Origin of the sequence: Arachnia propionica, from assembly GCF_003932785.1 — a bacterium.
In the GTDB taxonomy this organism is placed as follows: domain Bacteria; phylum Actinomycetota; class Actinomycetes; order Propionibacteriales; family Propionibacteriaceae; genus Arachnia; species Arachnia propionica_B.
On sequence record NZ_RQYT01000018.1, the window covers coordinates 1 to 18,224 of the forward strand.

The 18,224-nt window shown below is 64.9% G+C and carries 14 protein-coding genes; 8 read left to right on the forward strand and 6 right to left on the reverse strand.

Annotation, left to right across the window (positions count from 1 at the left end; translation table 11 throughout):
• The first annotated feature begins 1,035 nt into the window (after positions 1-1,035).
• The 8 genes from EII35_RS08650 (at position 1,036) to EII35_RS08685 (ending at position 12,193) form a co-directional block, all read left to right on the forward strand.
• Positions 1,036-2,034: a ParA family protein gene (locus EII35_RS08650; protein ID WP_125228068.1), complete on the forward strand. Its 999-nt coding sequence runs from the start codon at positions 1,036-1,038 to the stop codon at positions 2,032-2,034.
• A complete protein-coding gene (locus EII35_RS08655; protein ID WP_125228069.1) occupies positions 2,031-2,930 on the forward strand; it encodes a ParB/RepB/Spo0J family partition protein in 900 nt (299 codons plus the stop codon). Before EII35_RS08650 ends, EII35_RS08655 begins: the two co-directional genes overlap by 4 nt.
• A gap of 655 nt (positions 2,931-3,585) precedes the next feature.
• Positions 3,586-4,158, forward strand: a complete 573-nt coding sequence (locus EII35_RS08660) for a DUF3824 domain-containing protein (RefSeq protein WP_125228070.1) — start codon at positions 3,586-3,588, stop codon at positions 4,156-4,158.
• A gap of 151 nt (positions 4,159-4,309) precedes the next feature.
• A complete protein-coding gene (locus EII35_RS08665; protein WP_125228071.1) occupies positions 4,310-5,863 on the forward strand; it encodes a type I restriction-modification system subunit M in 1,554 nt (517 codons plus the stop codon).
• A complete protein-coding gene (locus EII35_RS08670; RefSeq protein WP_125228072.1) occupies positions 5,860-6,906 on the forward strand; it encodes a virulence RhuM family protein in 1,047 nt (348 codons plus the stop codon). Before EII35_RS08665 ends, EII35_RS08670 begins: the two co-directional genes overlap by 4 nt.
• Entirely contained in the window at positions 6,903-8,141 is a 1,239-nt protein-coding gene (locus EII35_RS08675; RefSeq protein WP_125228073.1) for a restriction endonuclease subunit S, read from the forward strand. Before EII35_RS08670 ends, EII35_RS08675 begins: the two co-directional genes overlap by 4 nt.
• Positions 8,138-9,037 carry a restriction endonuclease gene (locus tag EII35_RS08680; RefSeq protein WP_125228074.1) on the forward strand — a complete coding sequence of 300 codons (900 nt, stop codon included), beginning with the start codon at positions 8,138-8,140 and terminating at the stop codon, positions 9,035-9,037. The genes EII35_RS08675 and EII35_RS08680 overlap by 4 nt, the downstream gene beginning before the upstream one ends.
• A 42-nt stretch (positions 9,038-9,079) precedes the next feature.
• On the forward strand, positions 9,080-12,193 hold the full coding sequence (locus EII35_RS08685; protein ID WP_125228075.1) for a type I restriction endonuclease subunit R: 3,114 nt from the start codon (positions 9,080-9,082) through the stop codon (positions 12,191-12,193).
• 94 nt (positions 12,194-12,287) lie between these two features.
• On the opposite strand, the gene EII35_RS08690 is transcribed toward EII35_RS08685, so the two are convergent.
• The 6 genes from EII35_RS08690 to EII35_RS08715 all read right to left on the reverse strand — a co-directional run bounded on the left by EII35_RS08690 (position 12,288) and on the right by EII35_RS08715 (position 18,152).
• Entirely contained in the window at positions 12,288-13,226 is a 939-nt protein-coding gene (locus EII35_RS08690; protein ID WP_125228076.1) for a D-alanine--D-alanine ligase family protein, read from the reverse strand.
• Between the two features lie 21 nt (positions 13,227-13,247).
• Entirely contained in the window at positions 13,248-14,546 is a 1,299-nt protein-coding gene (locus EII35_RS08695; RefSeq protein ID WP_260465076.1) for an aminotransferase-like domain-containing protein, read from the reverse strand.
• Positions 14,547-14,607: 61 nt separating this feature from the next.
• Positions 14,608-15,369: a hypothetical protein gene (locus EII35_RS08700; protein WP_125228077.1), complete on the reverse strand. Its 762-nt coding sequence runs from the start codon at positions 15,367-15,369 to the stop codon at positions 14,608-14,610.
• The gene (gene trxA, locus EII35_RS08705) at positions 15,369-15,689 is read right to left on the reverse strand and encodes a thioredoxin (protein WP_125228078.1); all 321 of its coding nucleotides are present in this window, start codon (positions 15,687-15,689) and stop codon (positions 15,369-15,371) included. Before trxA ends, EII35_RS08700 begins: the two co-directional genes overlap by 1 nt.
• 17 nt (positions 15,690-15,706) lie before the next feature.
• A complete protein-coding gene (gene trxB / locus EII35_RS08710; protein ID WP_125228079.1) occupies positions 15,707-16,639 on the reverse strand; it encodes a thioredoxin-disulfide reductase in 933 nt (310 codons plus the stop codon).
• A gap of 28 nt (positions 16,640-16,667) precedes the next feature.
• Positions 16,668-18,152, reverse strand: a complete 1,485-nt coding sequence (locus EII35_RS08715) for an MFS transporter (protein ID WP_125228080.1) — start codon at positions 18,150-18,152, stop codon at positions 16,668-16,670.
• Positions 18,153-18,224: the final 72 nt, after the last annotated feature.

Below are 18,224 nucleotides of genomic sequence, written 5' to 3' on the forward strand. Positions count from 1 at the left end.
AACGCACGGTCCAGTGCGCTCTTCGTCGTCCGCCTTGCCATGAGGTCACCGTGACGATCCTCGTGACGACCCCCCTATCCGCGCACCCTCTTACTCGGTTGGCGGGCGCTCTTGGGTCTGATCAACCAGTGGGTGGATTAGAGATCTTGGGTCGGATTCCTCGCTGGCACTCGCGGTGAGGCACGGCCAAGGGAGCGAAACGTCTGCTCGATGTTTGAGTACCGACCGCTCTCCTGCGGCTCGTTTCACGTGAAACGGTGCTGAGTGGGTCTTAGAGGGTGCGCGGATAGGCGAATCTACTGCGGTCGCCCCGGTGACCCCCTGGCTGTGTTGTCCTCCTTGAACGCACGGTCCAGTGCGCTTTTCGTCGTCCGCCTTGCCATGAGGTCACCGTGACGATCCTCGCAACGATCCCCCTATCCGCGCACCCTCTTACCCAGCAGCCGCCGGCGTCAGTCTCCTCGCCGCTGGTCGAGCCGGGTCCGTAGCTTGCGGAGGACCCGTGTCGAGACCTCCGTAGGGTCCCTGCCTGCTCGGGTTCCTGCACGGTGAGTGAGGGGTCTCGACACGGACGGCTCGCTGGCGCTCGCGGTCCGGCTCGACCAGCCGAGGAAGACGTCCGCATGGGGTCTCGGACTCACTCCTTGTGCTGACGCGTGCTGCGCAGGTCGTTTCACGTGAAACGGTGGCGAGTGGCTCTCATCCAGCGGTGCCTCGCGTCGGCCACAGCCCCGCTGGTCGAGCCGGGTCCGGAGGACCCGTGTCGAGACCTCCGTGGGATTCCCGCCCGGCTCGGCCAACGGAGCGAAGCGTCTGCCAGCAGCGGTGACGAAGGGCAGCGAACTTCAGAGTCGGAGTCCTCCTCCGCGACAGCGACGATCCGTTTCACGTGAAACGACAGAGTCAGTGACGCGCTTGCGCCGGTCGGTCCAGTGATTTCTGTCGTTTCGTGTCATCCGTTTCACGTGAAACGCCGCGGAACTCGCTTGCGTCGGTGCTGGAGTTTAAAGTTGTGCTCGTTCGGAGGAGGAGATCATGGGATTGTTCTTTCGGAAGCGTCGCCAGGAGTCCAAGACCGAGGAGCCGTGGAAGCAGCACGCCAACGTTTCACGTGAAACGGTGGTGCAGCGCTCGAACGGCCCCCGTCGGGCTCTCCAAGAGGAGGGTGAGGACTCCTGGGACTACGTGGATGAATATGGGGTGGAGTACGAACCCGAGGGACCGCCGCTGACCTTGCCGCGCCCGGCCAAGCCGCGAGTCTTCGTCGTCGCGAACCAGAAGGGGGGCGTCGGAAAGACCACCACGACGGTCAACATTGCGTCGTCTCTGGCCTTTGGTGGTCTGAATGTGCTCGTGGTGGACATTGACCCGCAGGGAAATGCCTCGACGGCGCTCGGTATCGACCATGATCCGGGCACTCCCGGCACCTACGAAGTGTTGTTGCAGGGTGCCGAGATCCAGGACTTGGCGAAGCGATCTCCCCACACGCCGAATCTCCACGTGTTGCCGGCTGCCATTGAGCTGGCCACCGCCGAACTTGAATTGGTGAGCATCGCAGGCCGTGAGGCCAAGATGAAGAAGGCCTTGGCCACCTACATCGAGCAATCCGGCGTTGACTACGTCTTCTTCGACTGTCCTCCCTCGCTGGGGCTCCTCACACTCAACGCCCTGGTGGCCGCGACGGAGATCCTCGTCCCCATTCAATGCGAGTACTACGCACTGGAAGGCGTTGCCCAGCTCATCCGCACCATTCAGCGGGTCAAGGGCAACCTCAACGACGCCCTCGATCTCAGCACGGTGCTGCTGACGATGTTCGACAATCGCACCAATCTGGCGTCTGAAGTGGCACGTGAAATCCGCACCCACTTCCCGACCCAGACCCTGGACGTCGAGATTCCGCGTTCCGTGCGCATCGCGGAGGCCCCGAGCTACGGTCAGAGCGTCATCACCTATCAGCCGAAGTCCTCCGGAGCCATCGCGTATCAGAAGGCGGCCGAGGAGATCGCACACCGCGCAGTTACCGAGGAGAAATGATGATGGCCAAGGCACATCAAGGGCTTGGCAAGGGCCTGGGCGACCTGTTTGCCCGTACGGAGGCGGACGAGACGAAGCCCTCCGAGCAGCTCAAGGACGGCTCCTACTTCATGGAGATCCCCCTTGAGAAGATCACCCCGAACCCCCGTCAGCCTCGCACCGTGTTCGACGAGGACGACCTCGCCGAACTCACCGCGTCGATCCGGGAGTTCGGTGTTCTCCAGCCTGTCGTTGTACGTGAAGTCGGGTCCCGATTCGAGCTCATCATGGGCGAGCGTCGCTTCCGGGCCTCCAAGCAGGCGGGTAAGGAGACGATCCCGGCCATCGTGAGGGGCACGGAGGACGACGCCCTGTTGCGCGACGCCCTGCTGGAGAACCTGCACCGGGCGAACCTCAATCCCCTTGAGGAGGCCCTGGCCTACCAGCAGCTCCTGACCGATTTCGAGTGCTCGAAGGAGGAGCTGTCCCAGCGGATCCACCGTAGCCGACCGCAGATCTCGAACACGTTGCGGCTGCTCAATCTGCCAGCATCGGTGCAGACGAAGGTGGCTGCGGGGGTGCTCTCGGCGGGTCATGCCCGGGCACTGCTCGGTCTGTTGTCCCCCTCCGCCCAGGAGCGACTCGCGGAGCGCATCATCGCCGAGGGTCTCTCGGTGCGCAGCACGGAGGAGATCGTCCGGCTCGGTGACGCTCCTGAGGCCGCACCGGAACCGACGACGAAGGTCCGTCGCCTCCCCTCCGAGCGCGAGGCCGCCGTCGCTCAGCGGCTCTCGGATCACTTCGACACCCGGGTCAAGGTGGCGATCGGTCGGCACAAGGGCAAGATCACCATCGAGTTCGCCTCGGGGGACGACCTGGAACGCATCCTCGCCGTGATCGAGGACCGCACGATCTGAACCAAGCAGCGGCAAACAGCTCAAGCCGCTAAGCGCTTGGAGTCTTTGTCGATAAATCACCGCATGGGGTGTCGAACAGGTTGATCCTCTCGCCTGTGACAAGGGATTTTGTCTCAGAGCGATTCTGAGCGACCCGATCCCTCGGCACGGACGTGGGGAGGGCTGAAACCAGCCGGTGTGATCCGATTGCGGGACCGCTTTCTTCTGCTCCGAGGACTTCCCCCCGATGGTCGAGCCGGGTCCGGAGCCTGCGAAGGACCCGTGTCGAGACCGACGTGGAACTCCGCTCGGCTCGAGTTCCAGCTCGGTGTGCCAGCGGGATGGAGGGAGCGCCAGAAATCTGGAACCAGATGGCTCATTGACTCGTGTGCTGCGGTGTGAGGAGAGAACGGTGTCTCAGTGGGTCCAGGACGGCTTCAGCGAGTCTGGCCGGAAACCCTGTTGGCCGACGGAGAACGAGGATCCTCGAGGCTCGTCCTTCGAAGCGGACAGTGACTCGTCCAACGTCTATGCTCTGAGGAGAAGTTTTCACGAAAGGTCCCCCATGAGCGAGCCGTACCCCTCCGGCCCCCAACAGCCCGGTTTCCAGCCCTCACCCAACGGCCAGCCCTATTCTTCTTCTCCTGGCTTTGATGCTCCGCACCAGGGTGGGCCCATGATGCCGCCCAATCCCTACGGTCAGCAGCCCACCGGTTATCCGCCGGCAGGGTATGGGGCTGTTCAGCCCGGGTACGGTCAGCCGACCGGGGCCGGTTACCCGCCTCAGGCAGCCTACGGACAGCCCCCCTACTACGCGGCTGCACCCAAGCGCCCCGGTGCCGCGACGGGGGCCTCGGTGCTCGGCATCATCAGCGGCAGTTTCGGACTGATCATCGGTTTTTTCAGCGTGATCGGAGTCACAGGTGTGGATCTGGCCGCCACCCTGCTCAAGGTGGACAACGAGGGCCTCTACGTCGCCCTGGGCTACATCAACGCCTTCGGCACCTTCCTCACCGCCGTCGCGCTGCTCGCCAGCGGCATCACCTTCCTCAAGGGCAAGGGATACGGGGTGCTCCTCGGGGCAGGCTTCGCCCAGCTGGCCATGGTCACCATCCTTCTGGTGATGCATGTCATGACCGAGACCCTGGCCCTCGCCCCCACGATTCTTGCGTTGTGCATCGGGTACGGTCTGGCAGCCACCATCGTCTTCCTCCTGCTCAGCCCCTCGGCCAAGCAGTGGAGCAAGTGACCACTGATCTCCTCAGGTGCCCGGGCCTCGGCCCGGGCACCTGTCGTTTCAGGGGCTGATGCCCATGGCTTCGAAAATGTCAGGGCACGCCACTACCGTAGGGTGCGCAAGGGATGGAGCACGCAGGACGTGCCTGGACACCGGAGACGACATGGTTCCCACCACCACCGAGGGGCAGCGTGCGGAGCTGCACCGCACCATCTGGCGCATCGCGAACGACCTCCGGGGCAGCGTCGACGGGTGGGACTTCAAGGCGTATGTGCTGGGGATGCTGTTCTACCGCTTCATCTCGGAGAACCTGACCGCCTACATCAACGCTGATGGGGACGACGACTACGCGGAGCTGCCGGATGCCGTTGCGGAGCGAGGCATGCAGGGGATCATCGAGGAGAAGGGGTTCTTCATCTTCCCCTCGGAGCTGTTCGTCAATGTCCGTGCCCGGGCCGCTGAGGACGCAAACCTCAACGAGACGTTGGCACGGGTGTTCCGCAACATCCAGGGCTCCGCGATGGGCCAGCCCAGTGAACGCGCCCTCAAGGGCCTGTTCGACGACCTCGACGTCGACAGCTCGAAGCTCGGACCAACCATCCCCAGGCGGAACGAGAAGCTCGTCAAGCTGCTCAACGCCATCGGTGACCTGCCGCTGGGAAGCTTCGAGGACAACTCCATCGACCTGTTCGGCGACGCCTACGAGTACCTCATGCAGATGTATGCCTCCCAGGCGGGCAAGTCCGGGGGCGAGTACTACACGCCGCCGGAGGTCTCAGAGGTGCTGGCCCGGCTCACCGTGGTGGGACGGAAGCGCGTCAACAAGGTGTACGACCCGGCGGCGGGTTCCGGGTCGCTGCTGCTGAAATTCGCGAAGGTACTGGGGCCGGAGAACGTGGACAGGTTCGTCGGTCAGGAGATCAACCTCACCACCTACAACCTGGCCCGCATCAACATGTTCCTGCACAATCTCAACTACGAGCAGTTCGACATCGCGCACGGCGACACCCTGCTGGATCCGTACCACGAGGACGAGGAACCCTTCGAGGCCATCGTGTCGAATCCGCCCTACTCCATCAAATGGGAGGGCAACTCCAACCCGCTGCTCATCAACGATCCACGATTCGCCCCTGCGGGCGTGCTGGCACCGAAGTCGAAGGCCGATCTGGCCTTCACGATGCACATCCTGTCCTGGCTGGCGGTCAACGGCACGGCGGCCATCGTCGAGTTCCCCGGGGTGCTGTACCGGGGCGGCGCGGAGCAGAAGATCCGCAAGTATCTCGTGGACAACAACTACGTGGATGCGGTCATCCAGCTGCCGCAGGACCTGTTCTTCGGCACGACGATCGCCACCTGCATCATCGTGTTGAAGAAGTCGAAGCCCAGCAACGATGTGCTGTTCATCGACGCCTCGGCGGAGTTCAGCCGGGTCGGCAACAAGAACAAGCTGCAGCCGGAGCATCAAGAGCGCATCCTGGAGCTGTACACCGCCCGGGCCGAGGTCCCCCACGTCGCGTCGCTGGTCAGCAACGAGGAGATCGGCGAGGCCGACTACAACCTGTCCGTCTCTGCGCACGTGGAGAAGGAGGACACCCGCGAGGCGGTCGACATCACGGAACTCAACGCGGAGATCGCCCGCATCGTGGCCCGTCAGGCCGAACTCCGGACCGAGATCGACGCGATCGTCGCGGACCTGGAGGGAGACTCGGTGCCATGAGCAAGCCACCCACCTCATCATCCGCCGAGTACCTGACCTTCGTGGCTGCCACGGGGGGAGATGACACGGCGGTGGAGTTGCGTTACCAGGATGAGAACATCTGGGGAACGCAGCGCATCATGGCTGAACTCTATGATGTGACAGTGCCAGCGATCTCCCAGCACTTGAAGCGGCTGGTTGACGACGGTGAGATCCAACCGGAATCAGTTATTAAGAAATACTTAACAACTGGGCCCGATGGCAAGCAATACATGGTCAAACACTACAACCTCCAGGCGATGGTTGCTGTTGGGTTCAAGGTCAACAATCCCAGGGCCGTTCAATTCAGGCGGTGGGCGTCGCAGATTGTGAAGGACTACACCATTCAAGGGTGGGTCATGGACGTCGAACGTCTCAAGAGTGGTCACCGATTCACCGACGAGTTCTTCAAGCGCCAGCTGGAGCTCATCCGGGAGATTCGTGCTTCGGAGCGGAAATTCTATCAGCAGATCACGGACATATACGCCACTGCTTTCGACTACGACCCGCAGGCTGCGACAACTCGGGAATTCTACGCCTTGGTCCAGAACAAGCTTCATTGGGCAACCCATCGTCACACGGCGGCGGAGCTCATCGTGGAACGGGCCAACGCCGAGAAGCCCAACATGGGACTCACCACCTGGGCCTCTGCGCCCGCGGGAAAAATAGTCAAGTCAGATGTCTCCATCGCCAAGAATTACCTCAGCAAGGAGGAGCTTGATTTCCTGCAGCGCCTCGTGTCGATGTATTTGGACTACGCTGAGCTGCAGGCAACGCGTAAGATCCCCATGTCCATGGAGGACTGGGCCAAACGGTTGGATGGCTTCCTCGAGTTCAATGGATCAGAGATCCTGATGGGCCCGGGGAGAATTTCACATGAACAAGCCAAACTTCATGCTGAAACCGAGTTCGAGAAGTATCGAGTGGTACAGGACAAGCTGTACGTCAGTGACTTTGATCGTTTTCTTGAGTTGGAGGCAAGCGTTGGGCAGACAGCGAATCCTGAGGAGGATGGTGAAGAATGAGCAGGATCGACGACCTGATCGCTGAGCTGTGTCCCGATGGCGTGGACTTCAAGCAGTTGGGTGAGATCGCGGAGCTTGTTCGCGGAAACGGAATGCCCAAGTCGGTCCTGACCGACGAGGGAGTGGGGGCCATACATTACGGCCAGATCTACACTCGCTACGGGGCATGGGCCACGAAGACCATCTCCTTCGTGAGTCCAGAAACGGCGGTCAAGTTGGCCAAGGTTGATCCAGGCGACATCATCATCACCAATACCAGCGAGAACGTCGAGGACGTGGGAAAGGCGGTCGCATGGCTCGGTGAAAAGCAGATCGTCACCGGTGGTCACGCCACGGTCATCAAACACGGCCAAGATGCAAAGTACCTGTCGTACTGGTTCCAAACGAGCTCCTTCTATTCCCAGAAGAAATCCTTGGCCACCGGGACGAAGGTTGTGGATGTTTCGGCCAAGCAACTTCAAAGAGTTCGTGTTCCAGTTCCCCCGCTTGAAATTCAGCACGAGATCGTGAGAGTCTTGGACAAGTTCGCCCAGCTGGAGTTGGAACTGAGGGTGGAATTGGAGGCGGAGCTGAAGGCCCGGATGCGGCAGTATGAGTACTACCGCGACAAGTTGCTGACCTTCGATGAAACGGCGGGGGGGGGGTGGACCTCATTGAGTGAAATTGGGCAGTTCGTTCGTGGGCGCAGATTTACCAAGCAGGACATGGTACCTTGTGGTATCCCGTGTATCCATTACGGAGAAATCTATACCCACTACGGTGTCTCGGCCAGTCAGGTAGTCAGTCACGTGCGTGAAGACATTTCGGGTCAGCTCAGGTATGCGCAACCGGGAGATGTGGTGATCGCAGCTGTTGGAGAAACAGTCGAGGATGTTGGGAAAGCTGTTGCATGGCTTGGCGAGGTTCCTGTTGCGATTCATGATGATTCTTTTTGCTTCCGGTCAGGTCAGAATCCCACCTATGTCTCGTATGTCATGCGGACGACTTCTTTTCGGGAGCAGAAAAACCGTCATGTTTCGAGGGCGAAGGTCAAGCGAATCGGAAGCGAAGGGCTGGGGAAGATCAGAATTCCGCTCCCTCCCCTTGAAGAGCAGCGTCGAATCGTGTCCATTCTGGATCGTTTTGACGCACTGGTGAATCATCTCAGTTCTGGTCTGCCTGCTGAGATCGCTGCTCGGCGGAAGCAGTACGAGTACTACCGGGATCGGTTGCTCACCTTCGAGGAGAAGCGATGATCCCCGACTACCAGACCTGCATGCGACCCGTGCTGGCTCGGCTTTCCGATGGTCAGACCTGGCGGAAGCGGGACCTCGTTGCTGCCCTGGAGGAGGAGTTCCAACTCACCGCGGAGGAACGCGCCGCGCTGTTGCCGAGCGGAAGACAGCGGGTGATCGCCAGTCGGGTGGGATGGGCCATCACCTACCTGGTGAACGCCGGGCTGGTTGAACGCCCTGCCCGTGGCCAGGAGAGAATCACCGAGGCTGGAATCGCAGCCCTCAGCGCCCATCCCGAGCGGATCGACACGAAGACCCTGGAAAAGTACTCGTCCTTCCGTGAGTTCCTGCAGCGCACCCGGGAGGACAAACCCGCGGCACCAGCCGACCAGGAGGCCGTTGCCCCGACCGACCTCATCGCCCAAGCCATCAGTGTCAACCGGGCCACCGTCGAGACCGAGGTGTTGCAGGCCACCTTGAACACCACCCCGGCGGCCTTCGAACACCTGGTCATCCGACTGCTCGGGGCCATGGGATACGGGCAGCGTGGCTCGCTGGAACGCACCCAGCTCAGCAACGACGGTGGCATCGACGGGATCATCAGCCAGGACCCCCTCGGCCTGGACCGCATCTACGTCCAGGCCAAACGCTGGGCCGTGGACCGCACCGTCGATCGGCCCGAGATCCAGAAGTTCGCAGGAGCCCTGCTCGGCAGGCAGGGCGATCGCGGCGTCTACATCACCACCGCCACCTTCACCCGTGGCGCCTGCGAGGAGGCCGAACGGATCAACGCCCGCATCGAACTCATCGACGGCCCACGGCTGGCCCGCTTGCTGGTGCAGCACGGTGTGGGCGTCCAGGTCGAGGCCACCCACACCCTGGTTCGTCTCGACGAGGACTTCTTCGAAGGACTGTGATGGAAATGCGACGACTGCGAACGGGACGGAGGAGCCTGATTCATGAGTTATGAACCCATCGCGATCTCCGCGGAGAGCACCGTCGTCGCCGAGTACACCCCTGAACCCAGCGACGAGACCGCCTACCAGTCCGAGGCCGAACTGGAACGAGACCTCATCCGCATTCTCGAATCCCAGGCCTACGAACACCTCACCATCACGCGAGAGGAGGACCTCGTCGCGAATCTGCGTCGCCAGCTCGAGGCACTCAACTCCATCACCTTCACCGACGCCGAATGGGGCCGCTTCTTCCAGCAGCTCTGCCGAGGCACTGAAGGGATCGCCGAGAAGACCGCCCGTATCCAGATCGCTCCGGTCGAACTCCTTCGCCGTGACGACGACACCAAGAAGAACATCGTGTTGCTGGACCGCAGCCACATCCACAACAACCGGCTGCAGGTCATCAACCAGTACGAGACCCCCGACGCCGACGACGCCAGCCCCGGCGGCGGCCGCCACGCCACCCGATACGACGTCACCATCCTCGTCAACGGGCTGCCGCTGGTCCACATCGAACTGAAACGGCGCGGCGTCGACATCCGGGAGGCCTTCAATCAGATCAACCGCTATCAACGCGACAGCTTCTGGGCCGGATCCGGGCTGTTCGAGTACGTCCAGCTGTTCATCATCTCCAACGGCACCCTGACGAAGTACTACTCCAACACCACCCGGGACCGCCACATCAAGGACAGCCACACCCGATCAGGCACGAAGAAACGCTCCAACAGCTTCGAGTTCACCTCCTGGTGGGCCGACGCGCAGAACAGACCCATCCAGGATCTCCGCTCGTTCGCCAAGACCTTCCTCGCGAAACACACCCTGCTCAACATCCTCACCCGCTACTGCGTGTTCACCGAGGACAAGTCCCTGCTGGCGATGCGGCCCTACCAGATCGTCGCCACTGAGCGGATCCTGCAACGTATCGACGTCGCCACCAACCATCGCCAACTCGGCACCATCGACGCCGGCGGCTACGTGTGGCACACCACCGGGTCCGGCAAGACCCTCACCAGTTTCAAGACCGCCCAGCTCGCCGCCACGATGCCGAGCGTCGACAAGGTGCTGTTCGTCGTCGACCGCAAGGACCTCGACTACCAGACGATGAGGGAGTACGACCGATTCAAGAAGGGGGCAGCCAACTCCAACACCTCCACCGCCGTACTCAAGGAACAGCTGGAGGACCCCGAGGCCCGCATCATCATCACCACCATCCAGAAACTCGCCACCTTCATCAGGGGCAATCGGAGCCATCCCGTCTACAACCAGCACGTCGTCCTCATCTTCGACGAATGCCACCGCTCCCAGTTCGGCGACATGCACGCCGACATCACCCGGGCCTTCAAGCGCTACAACCTCTTCGGATTCACCGGCACCCCCATCTTCGCCGCCAACAGCACCTCCGGCGGCAACCCTCGGCTCCGCACCACCGAGCAGGCCTTCGGCACCAAGCTGCACACCTACACCATCGTCGACGCCATCACGGACAAGAACGTGTTGCCGTTCCGCATCGACTACGTGCGCACCCTCGACGTCGGCGCGGTCGTGGACAAGCAGGTCACGGCCATCGACACCGAGCAGGCGCTGCTCGCCCCGGAACGCATCCAAGAGATCGTCCGCTACATCCTTGACCACTTCGACCAGAAGACGAAACGCTCCTCCCACTACGAGCACTCGGTGGTGACCAACGTCGTCGCAGCCAGCAGGCGACGTCGCAGCGAGGATCTCATGCGGGCCACCCGGCGGGTCCGCGGCTTCAACGCGATCCTCGCCACCTCCTCCATCGACGCGGCACGGCGCTACTACAACCAGTTCCGGATCCAGATGGAACAGTTGCCACCGGACCGGCAGCTGAAGGTCGGGCTCATCTACTCCTACGGGGCCAACGAGGCCAGCGACGACGGGATCCTCGACGACGAGGCCTTCGACACCGACGAGCTCGGCGACGATGCGCGCAGCTTCCTGGAGGATGCGATCCAGGACTACAACGACCTGTTCAGCACCAGCTACGACACCGGTGCGGACGGGTTCCAGAACTACTACAAGGACCTGTCGATGCGGTTGAAGAACCGTGAGCTGGACCTGGTGATCGTCGTCAACATGTTCCTCACCGGATTCGACGCCACAACCCTCAACACCTTGTTCGTGGACAAGAACCTGCGCGCCCACGGGCTGATCCAGGCCTATTCCCGGACCAATCGGATCCTCAACTCGGTGAAGACCTACGGCAACATCGTCGCCTTCCGGGACCTGGAGGAGGAGACCAACAAGGCGCTGGAACTCTTCGGCAACCGGGAGAGCCGCGGGGTGGTGCTGCTGAAACCCTACGGCGAGTACCACGCCGAGTACGCCGAGAAGGTGGCCGAATTGCTGGCCTCTTTCCCGCTGGGGCAACCGATCGTCGGGGAGGAGGCGCACAAGGAGTTCATCCGGCTGTTCGGGGCGATCCTGCGCCTGCAGAACATCCTGTCGGCCTTTGATGACTTCGCGGGCAACGAGATCCTCACCGAACGCCAGTCGCAGGACTACCGCAGCCTCTACCTCGACCTCCACGCTGAGTTCCGGCGCGAACAGGACGCCGACAAGGAGTTCATCAACGACGACGTCGTGTTCGAGATCGAACTCATCAAACAGGTGGAGATCAACGTCGACTACATCCTCATGCTCGTCGCCAAACATCGGGACGAGTTCGGCGACGGCACGGACCGGGAGATCCACGCCGAGATCCGTCGGGCCGTGGACGCCAGCCCGAGCCTGCGCAACAAACGGGACCTCATCGAGACCTTCGTCGAGTCGATCTCCCCCGACGGTGAGGTCGACGAGCAGTGGCTGGCCTTCGTCGCGGAGAAGCGCGAGACAGAGCTGGCGACGATCATCCGGGAGGAACGGCTCGAGGAATCGACGGTGCGCAGCCTCGTCGAGGCCGCCTTCCGGAAGGGTGAACTCCAGACCTCCGGTACGGCCATCGCCCGGGCCCTGCCGAAGGGCATGTCGCGCTTCGATGAATCAGGCGCCCGGGAACGGACCAAGCGCCGGGTGATCGCGCGCCTCACTGCGTTCTTCGACCGCTACCACGGCCTCGGGGCCCACCCGGACGAGGACGACGAGCCGGACAGCTGAACCCGTCGGAAGGCGGGCGAAATCGGGAGGGGGATGGGTGCGACTGGAAGGGTTGGGCGGGAAGTGGGACGGCGGCGCCGCGGTGACCCGAACCTCACCCGAGGCGGGCGCGCGCCTTCTCGATGAGCTCGGCGAACACCTTGCCCAGGCTCAGGTCGGCCGCGTCCAGGGCGAGCGGGACCAGTGAGGTCTCCGTCAGGCCCGGCGCGACGTTGCCCTCGATGAAGTACGGGACCTGGTCGCGCACGATGATGTCGGTGCGGGAGATGTCGCGGAGCCCCAGCAGCTCGTGCACCCGCACCGCGACCTCCTGGGCCTGCTCCAGCACCTCCGACGGCAGGTCGCCCGGCGTGACGAAACGGGTCGCGCCCGCCGTGTAGCGGGCCTCGTAGTCGTAGACCCCTCCCGCGGGACGGATCTCCACCGGGGGCAGCGCCCGCAGCCCGTCGGCACCGTCGATGACGGTCACCGCCAACTCCACCCCGTCGATGAACTCCTCGACGACCGCCATCTTCCCGTACGCGAACGCCCCCACGAGCGCGCCCGGCAACTCCTCGGCCGCCATCACCTTCACCGCGCCCAGCGCCGACCCCGACCGGGCCGGCTTCACCATGAGCGGGAACCGCAGTTTCTCCCCGATCGCCGACATGATCGCCTGGGCGCCGAGCTCCCGGAAGATGTCGTCCGGCAACGCGATCTGCTGCGGTGTGGCGATCCTGCCCTTCGCGACGAGCCGGGTGGCGATCGACTTGTCGAAGGTCCGACGCGACGCCCCGCCGCCCGAGCCCACGAACGGCACCCCGAGCACCCGCAGCACCTCACGCAGCGCCCCGTCCTCGCCGAGCCCCCCGTGCGCCACCGGCACGGCGACGGGATCCTCGTCGGCCTGCAACCTCGCGACGAGCTCCGAGTTGACGTCGACGACCTCCACGTCGAGGCCCTCCTCCCGCAACGCGGCGGCGACCCGCGCCCCGGAACGCAGCGACACATCCCTCTCGTGGCTCAGGCCACCGGCGATGACGAACACGGTCATGACGTCAGTCTCCCATCCAGGTCACACAACGTTCGGTTCGGGGCCGCCGGAACGCTCCGCGTGCGGCGGGGTGGAGATCCCGAAGGTCTGCAGCAGCTCCAGCTCCCCGCGCACGACGCCGGCGAACCGCTCCACCCCGACCGCGATCCGCTCCGACGGCGGGAAGCAGAACGACAGCCTCACGTTCCTGGCCCCCTGCCCGTCCGCGAAGAAGGCCGACCCCGGAACGAAAGCGACCCGCGCATTCACCCCGCGGGGCAGCATCGCCGCCGAGTTCACCCCCTCCGGCAGCGTCACCCAGACGAAGAAACCGCCACCCGGCCGGGTCCAGGAGCACCCCTCCGGCATCTCCCGTTCCAGGGCGGCCAGCATCGTGTCCCGCCGGTCGCGGTACATGTCCCGGTACACCTCGATCTGGTGCCGCCAGTCGTTGTTCGCCAGGTAGTTGCTGATCGCGAACTGAGAGAACACCGGCGGGCACAGCGTCGCCGACTCCTGCGCCAGCACCAGCTTCTCCTTCACCGCGTGCGGCGCACACACCCACCCGACGCGGAACCCCGGCGCGAAGGTCTTCGAGAACGACCCGAGATAGATGACGTCGTCGTCCATCGACCGCATCGCAGGCAGCGGATCCTGGTCGAGGCACAGCAGCCCGTACGGGTTGTCCTCGACGACGAGCACCCCCGCCGCCCGGCACACCTCCAGCACCTGGCGACGCCGTTCCACCGGCTGCGTCACCCCGGACGGGTTGTTGAAGTTCGGGATCGTGTAGAGGAACTTGGGGCGCTTCCCGTCGGCGCGCAGCCGCTCGATGCGCTCCCGCAACGCCTCCGGGACGACCCCCTCCGCGTCGCACTGCACGTGCTCGACGCTCGTCTCGTAGCTGTGGAACGTCCCCAGCGCCCCCACGTACGACGGTGACTCCGCCAGCACCACGTCGCCCGGGTCGCAGAAGATGCGGGTCACCAGGTCGAGCCCCTGCTGCGACCCGGCCGTGATGACGATGTCGTCGGCGTGGGCGAGTGACCCCTCCTCCGCCATCACCTCGCAGATCTGTTCCCGGATGCCGGGCTCACCCTGCCCTGACCCGTACTGCATGATCTGGGTGCCACGGGACCGGATCAACGCGGCCATGTCGTCGCCCAGCTCATCGAGCGGCAGATCCGTGATGTTCGGCATCCCGCCTGCCAGGGACACGATCTCGGGCCGGTTCGCCACGGCGAACAGGGCGCGCACCGCCGACACCTTCAGGTTGTGGGTGCGCTGCGAGTAGTGCTCGACGAAGGGATCGAGCCTCGTGTCATGTCGGGGCTGGCTCACTCCACCAACCGTATCCCCGAGCACGGCATCCCGGAAGTCCCCGCCGACGATCGGACAGAGTTCACCTGCCACTCAGCTTCGCGTAGAACTCGTCCACCAACGCGGCCAGGGTCTCCTGCGACTGCGAGGTCAACCCGCCCACCGCGATCGCGGTCTCGTCGACGACCCGCACGCACATCGGGATGCCGGGGCCCTTGAGCGTGCCGCACGTGGACTCGCCCACCACGACGGTGTTCTCGATCCCGGCCGCGGTCACGTAGGCCTCGACGCTGGTCTCGGGTCGGTACAGCTGCAGCAGCACCTGGTTGGTCCCGTCGGAGTAGTTCGCGCTCAGCACCGTCATGTCAGGGCTGGGTGTCCCCGGATCCTTGGGTTCACCCGCGACGTAGTCCTGCACCTGGACGGGCAGCTTCAGCTCCCACGCGGCCTGGGAGGCCGTCTTCGACGGGTCCGAGGCCGGGGACACCCTCGCCATCGAGTAGCCGAACCAGGCGGCGAAGGCCACCAGGGCCACGACGACGCCTGCCCCCACGGCCTTCAGCCACACCGGCAGGGGCGGCTTCGCGGCCGGGGAGCCGTCCTTCTTCGGCACCGCACGCCACTGCCCGGGCTCAACCGGGGACGGCGGGGTCAGGGCGGAACGACGCGGCACCGCCGGGGCCTCCGACGGGCTCGCCGGGGTGAGGGCGGAACGGCGCGGGATCGGAGCGAACCCGTTGACGTTGGTGGTCTCCGCCGCCGACTCGTCGAGGGAGGGATCCTCCGGAGGCGTCGGTATGCCCCGACGGGGTCGGTCGGGGCCGAGGGACTGCGTGTCGCTCATCAGATCAACTCGTCGATGACCTTCTTGAGCGCATTCTTCGACTTGCCCCCCGACAGGGACTGCTCGACGCGTCCCCCCTTGAAGAACTGCAGGGTCGGCAGGGACAGGATCCCCTGCTGGGCGGCGAGCCCCGGCTCAGCGGAGGTGTCGACCTTCACGAAGGCCACCTGCCCCTCGTACTCGCGGGCCAGCTCGTCGATGATCGGTGCCAGCTGCTTGCACGGGCCGCACCAGTCGGCCCAGTAGTCCACCACGACGGGGATGGGTGACAGCAGCACCTCGTCGGCGAACTGTGCCTCGGTGATGTTCTTGACGCTCATTGTTCTCTCCTTGGAGCTCAGGACTCGTGGGCGGCCAGCCAGCGCTCGGCGTCGAGAGCTGCTCGGCAGCCGGACCCGGCGGCGGTGATCGCCTGACGGTAGGTGTGGTCGACGAGGTCGCCGCAGGCGAACACCCCGTCGAGGTTCGTGGCCTGCGAGCCCTCACGTACGAGCACGTAGCCGCCCTCATCGAGGTCGACCTGGCCCTTGACCAGCTCGTTGCGGGGGTCGTGCCCGATGGCGACGAACACCCCGGCCGCCTCGACGTCGCGGGTCTCGCCGGTGTTCACGTCGCGGAGGGTGACGGACTCGACCTTCGAGTCGCCGTTGATGGATTCGACGACGGAGTTCCAGGCGAAGCTCAACTTCGGGTCCTTCTCGGCGCGATCCGCCATCACCTTCGAGGCGCGCAGCTCGTCGCGGCGGTGCACCAGCAGCACCGAGGAGCCGAAGCGGGTGAGGAAGGTGGCCTCCTCGACCGCCGAGTCACCGCCGCCGACGACGACGATCGGCTTGTCACGGAAGAAGGCCCCGTCGCAGGTGGCGCACCAGCTGACGCCGCGCCCGGACAACGTGGCCTCGCCGGGGACCCCGAGTTCCCGGTAGCCGGAGCCCATCGCGAGGATGACGGTGCGGGCCTCCCACACCTTCCCGGCGGAGTCGGTGACCTTCTTGACAGGACCGGTCAACTCGACCTGCTCGACGTCGTCGGTGATGAGCTGCGCACCGAACCGTTCCGCCTGGGCCCGCATGTTGGTCATGAGGGTCGGCCCCATGACGCCCTCGGGGAAGCCCGGGAAGTTCTCCACATCGGTGGTGTTCATCAGGGCGCCGCCACTGCTGAACGCCCCCTCGAACACGACGGGGTTCAGGGCCGCCCGGGCAGCGTAGATGGCGGCGGTGTATCCGGCGGGGCCGGACCCGATGATGATCAATTCGTGAACGCTCATGTTCCCCTCAACGTCTGGTGTCGCCAGATCATTCTACGTGTGTCGACGCATCGGAGGACCTGGAGCCCTGCATCGCGGCCCGCGGCACAGTCAGGAAAGCGACGACAAGGGTTCCCGTCCCCAGCCACATCGCGACGGATGAGGCGTGGGCGAGGCCGTCCGGGGAGGCCTCGCCGATCGGTGTACCTGCCAGCACCGCACCCATGACGGTGCCGCCGACGGCGGAACCGATCGCCGCCCCGACCTGCCGGATCGTCGACTGGAGCGCCGAGCCCTGGCCGGATGTGTCGATGGGCACGTCGTGGAGGACCAACGAGGTCAACTGCGCGGCGGCGAGCCCCAGCCCGATCCCGTAGGGCAGCATCGCGGCGGTCAGCCACAGCGGGGAGGCGGCCCGCTGGATGGCGACGGCGGTGGCGGCCAGGCCCACGACCTCCAGCGCCAGCCCCAGCTGCACCACCCGTCGCGTGCTGAGCCGCATGGCGAGGAACCGGGCGGCCCCGCCGGAGACGAAGGCGCCGAGCGCCATCGCCATGAGCACGAGCCCCGCGGTGAGCGGGTCGGCCCCCATGCCCGTGACGAGATGGATCGGCAGGACGAAGATGAGGATGTACTCGCCCACCTGGACGAGGGCCGCGGTGAGGTTCCCCGTCGCGAAGGTCGGGATGCGGAACAGGGACAGGGTCACCAGGTGCGGCAGGTCGCGGCGACGGTGCTCGCGCAGCACGAACCACACCAGCACCGCGAGGCCGACGAGGATCGCGACGGGGGCCGGGGAGACGGGCGCGTCGAGCCCCCAGGTGAGGTTGCCGACGCGGAGTTCCTGGCGGGGACGCCACCAGCCGAGGTCGGTGCCCTCGATGAGCCCGAAGATCAGCGAGCCGAAGCCGATGGCTGACAGCAGTGGGCCGAACGGCTCCAGCGGGGTGCTGTGCTGGCTGCGGGTCTCCGGGACGACCCGCCAGGCCGCGGCCATGACCGCCAGCCCGAGCGGCAGGTTGACCCAGAACACCCAGCGCCAGTCGGCGACGTGGGTGAGCCAGCCCCCGACGAGGGGGCCGAGCGCGGCGGCCCCGGCCATGACGGCCCCCCAGATCCCGAACGCGGTGGCCCGGTGGGGGCCGCGGAAGGTGGCGTTGACGGTGGAGAGGGTGGCGGGGAGGATCATCGCGCCGCCGACCCCCTGGATGGCGCGTCCGGAGATGAGCGGGGCGGGCCCCGTCGCCAGACCGCCGAGGATGGAGCCGGCGATGAACAGGGCCATCCCGATGAGCAGCATGCGTCGTCGTCCGTACCGGTCGCCGAGGCGCCCGAAGGTCAGCAGCAGGGCCGCGAAGACGACGGAGTACAGCGAGTTGACCCACTGCCCGCCGGTGAGGCCGAGGCCGAGGTCGTCGATGATGGTGGGCAGGGCCACCCCGACGATGGTGCCGTCGATGACGATGACGGCGAGCGCCGCCGCGAGCACCCACAGCCCGAGCCAGGTGCGGAGGGTGGGGGCCTGGGGATCCATCAGGGCTCCTCGGGTGCGGCGAGTCGGGGGACACAGGGAATCTACCCGCGTCATGCTCCTTGGACAGGCAGG

What these genes read in the sequence shown, in the direction of transcription:
- EII35_RS08655 (WP_125228069.1), top strand. Translation starts at nt 2,031, where the DNA reads ATGATGATGGCCAAGGCACATCAAGGGCTTGGCAAGGGCCTGGGCGAC.
- EII35_RS08685 (WP_125228075.1), top strand. Translation starts at nt 9,080, where the DNA reads ATGAGTTATGAACCCATCGCGATCTCCGCGGAGAGCACCGTCGTCGCC.
- trxB (WP_125228079.1), bottom strand. Translation starts at nt 16,639, where the DNA reads ATGAGCGTTCACGAATTGATCATCATCGGGTCCGGCCCCGCCGGATAC.
- EII35_RS08670 (WP_125228072.1), top strand. Translation starts at nt 5,860, where the DNA reads ATGAGCAAGCCACCCACCTCATCATCCGCCGAGTACCTGACCTTCGTG.
- EII35_RS08665 (WP_125228071.1), top strand. Translation starts at nt 4,310, where the DNA reads ATGGTTCCCACCACCACCGAGGGGCAGCGTGCGGAGCTGCACCGCACC.
- EII35_RS08660 (WP_125228070.1), top strand. Translation starts at nt 3,586, where the DNA reads ATGATGCCGCCCAATCCCTACGGTCAGCAGCCCACCGGTTATCCGCCG.
- EII35_RS08715 (WP_125228080.1), bottom strand. Translation starts at nt 18,152, where the DNA reads ATGGATCCCCAGGCCCCCACCCTCCGCACCTGGCTCGGGCTGTGGGTG.
- trxA (WP_125228078.1), bottom strand. Translation starts at nt 15,689, where the DNA reads ATGAGCGTCAAGAACATCACCGAGGCACAGTTCGCCGACGAGGTGCTG.
- EII35_RS08650 (WP_125228068.1), top strand. Translation starts at nt 1,036, where the DNA reads ATGGGATTGTTCTTTCGGAAGCGTCGCCAGGAGTCCAAGACCGAGGAG.
- EII35_RS08700 (WP_125228077.1), bottom strand. Translation starts at nt 15,369, where the DNA reads ATGAGCGACACGCAGTCCCTCGGCCCCGACCGACCCCGTCGGGGCATA.
- EII35_RS08680 (WP_125228074.1), top strand. Translation starts at nt 8,138, where the DNA reads ATGATCCCCGACTACCAGACCTGCATGCGACCCGTGCTGGCTCGGCTT.
- EII35_RS08690 (WP_125228076.1), bottom strand. Translation starts at nt 13,226, where the DNA reads ATGACCGTGTTCGTCATCGCCGGTGGCCTGAGCCACGAGAGGGATGTG.
- EII35_RS08675 (WP_125228073.1), top strand. Translation starts at nt 6,903, where the DNA reads ATGAGCAGGATCGACGACCTGATCGCTGAGCTGTGTCCCGATGGCGTG.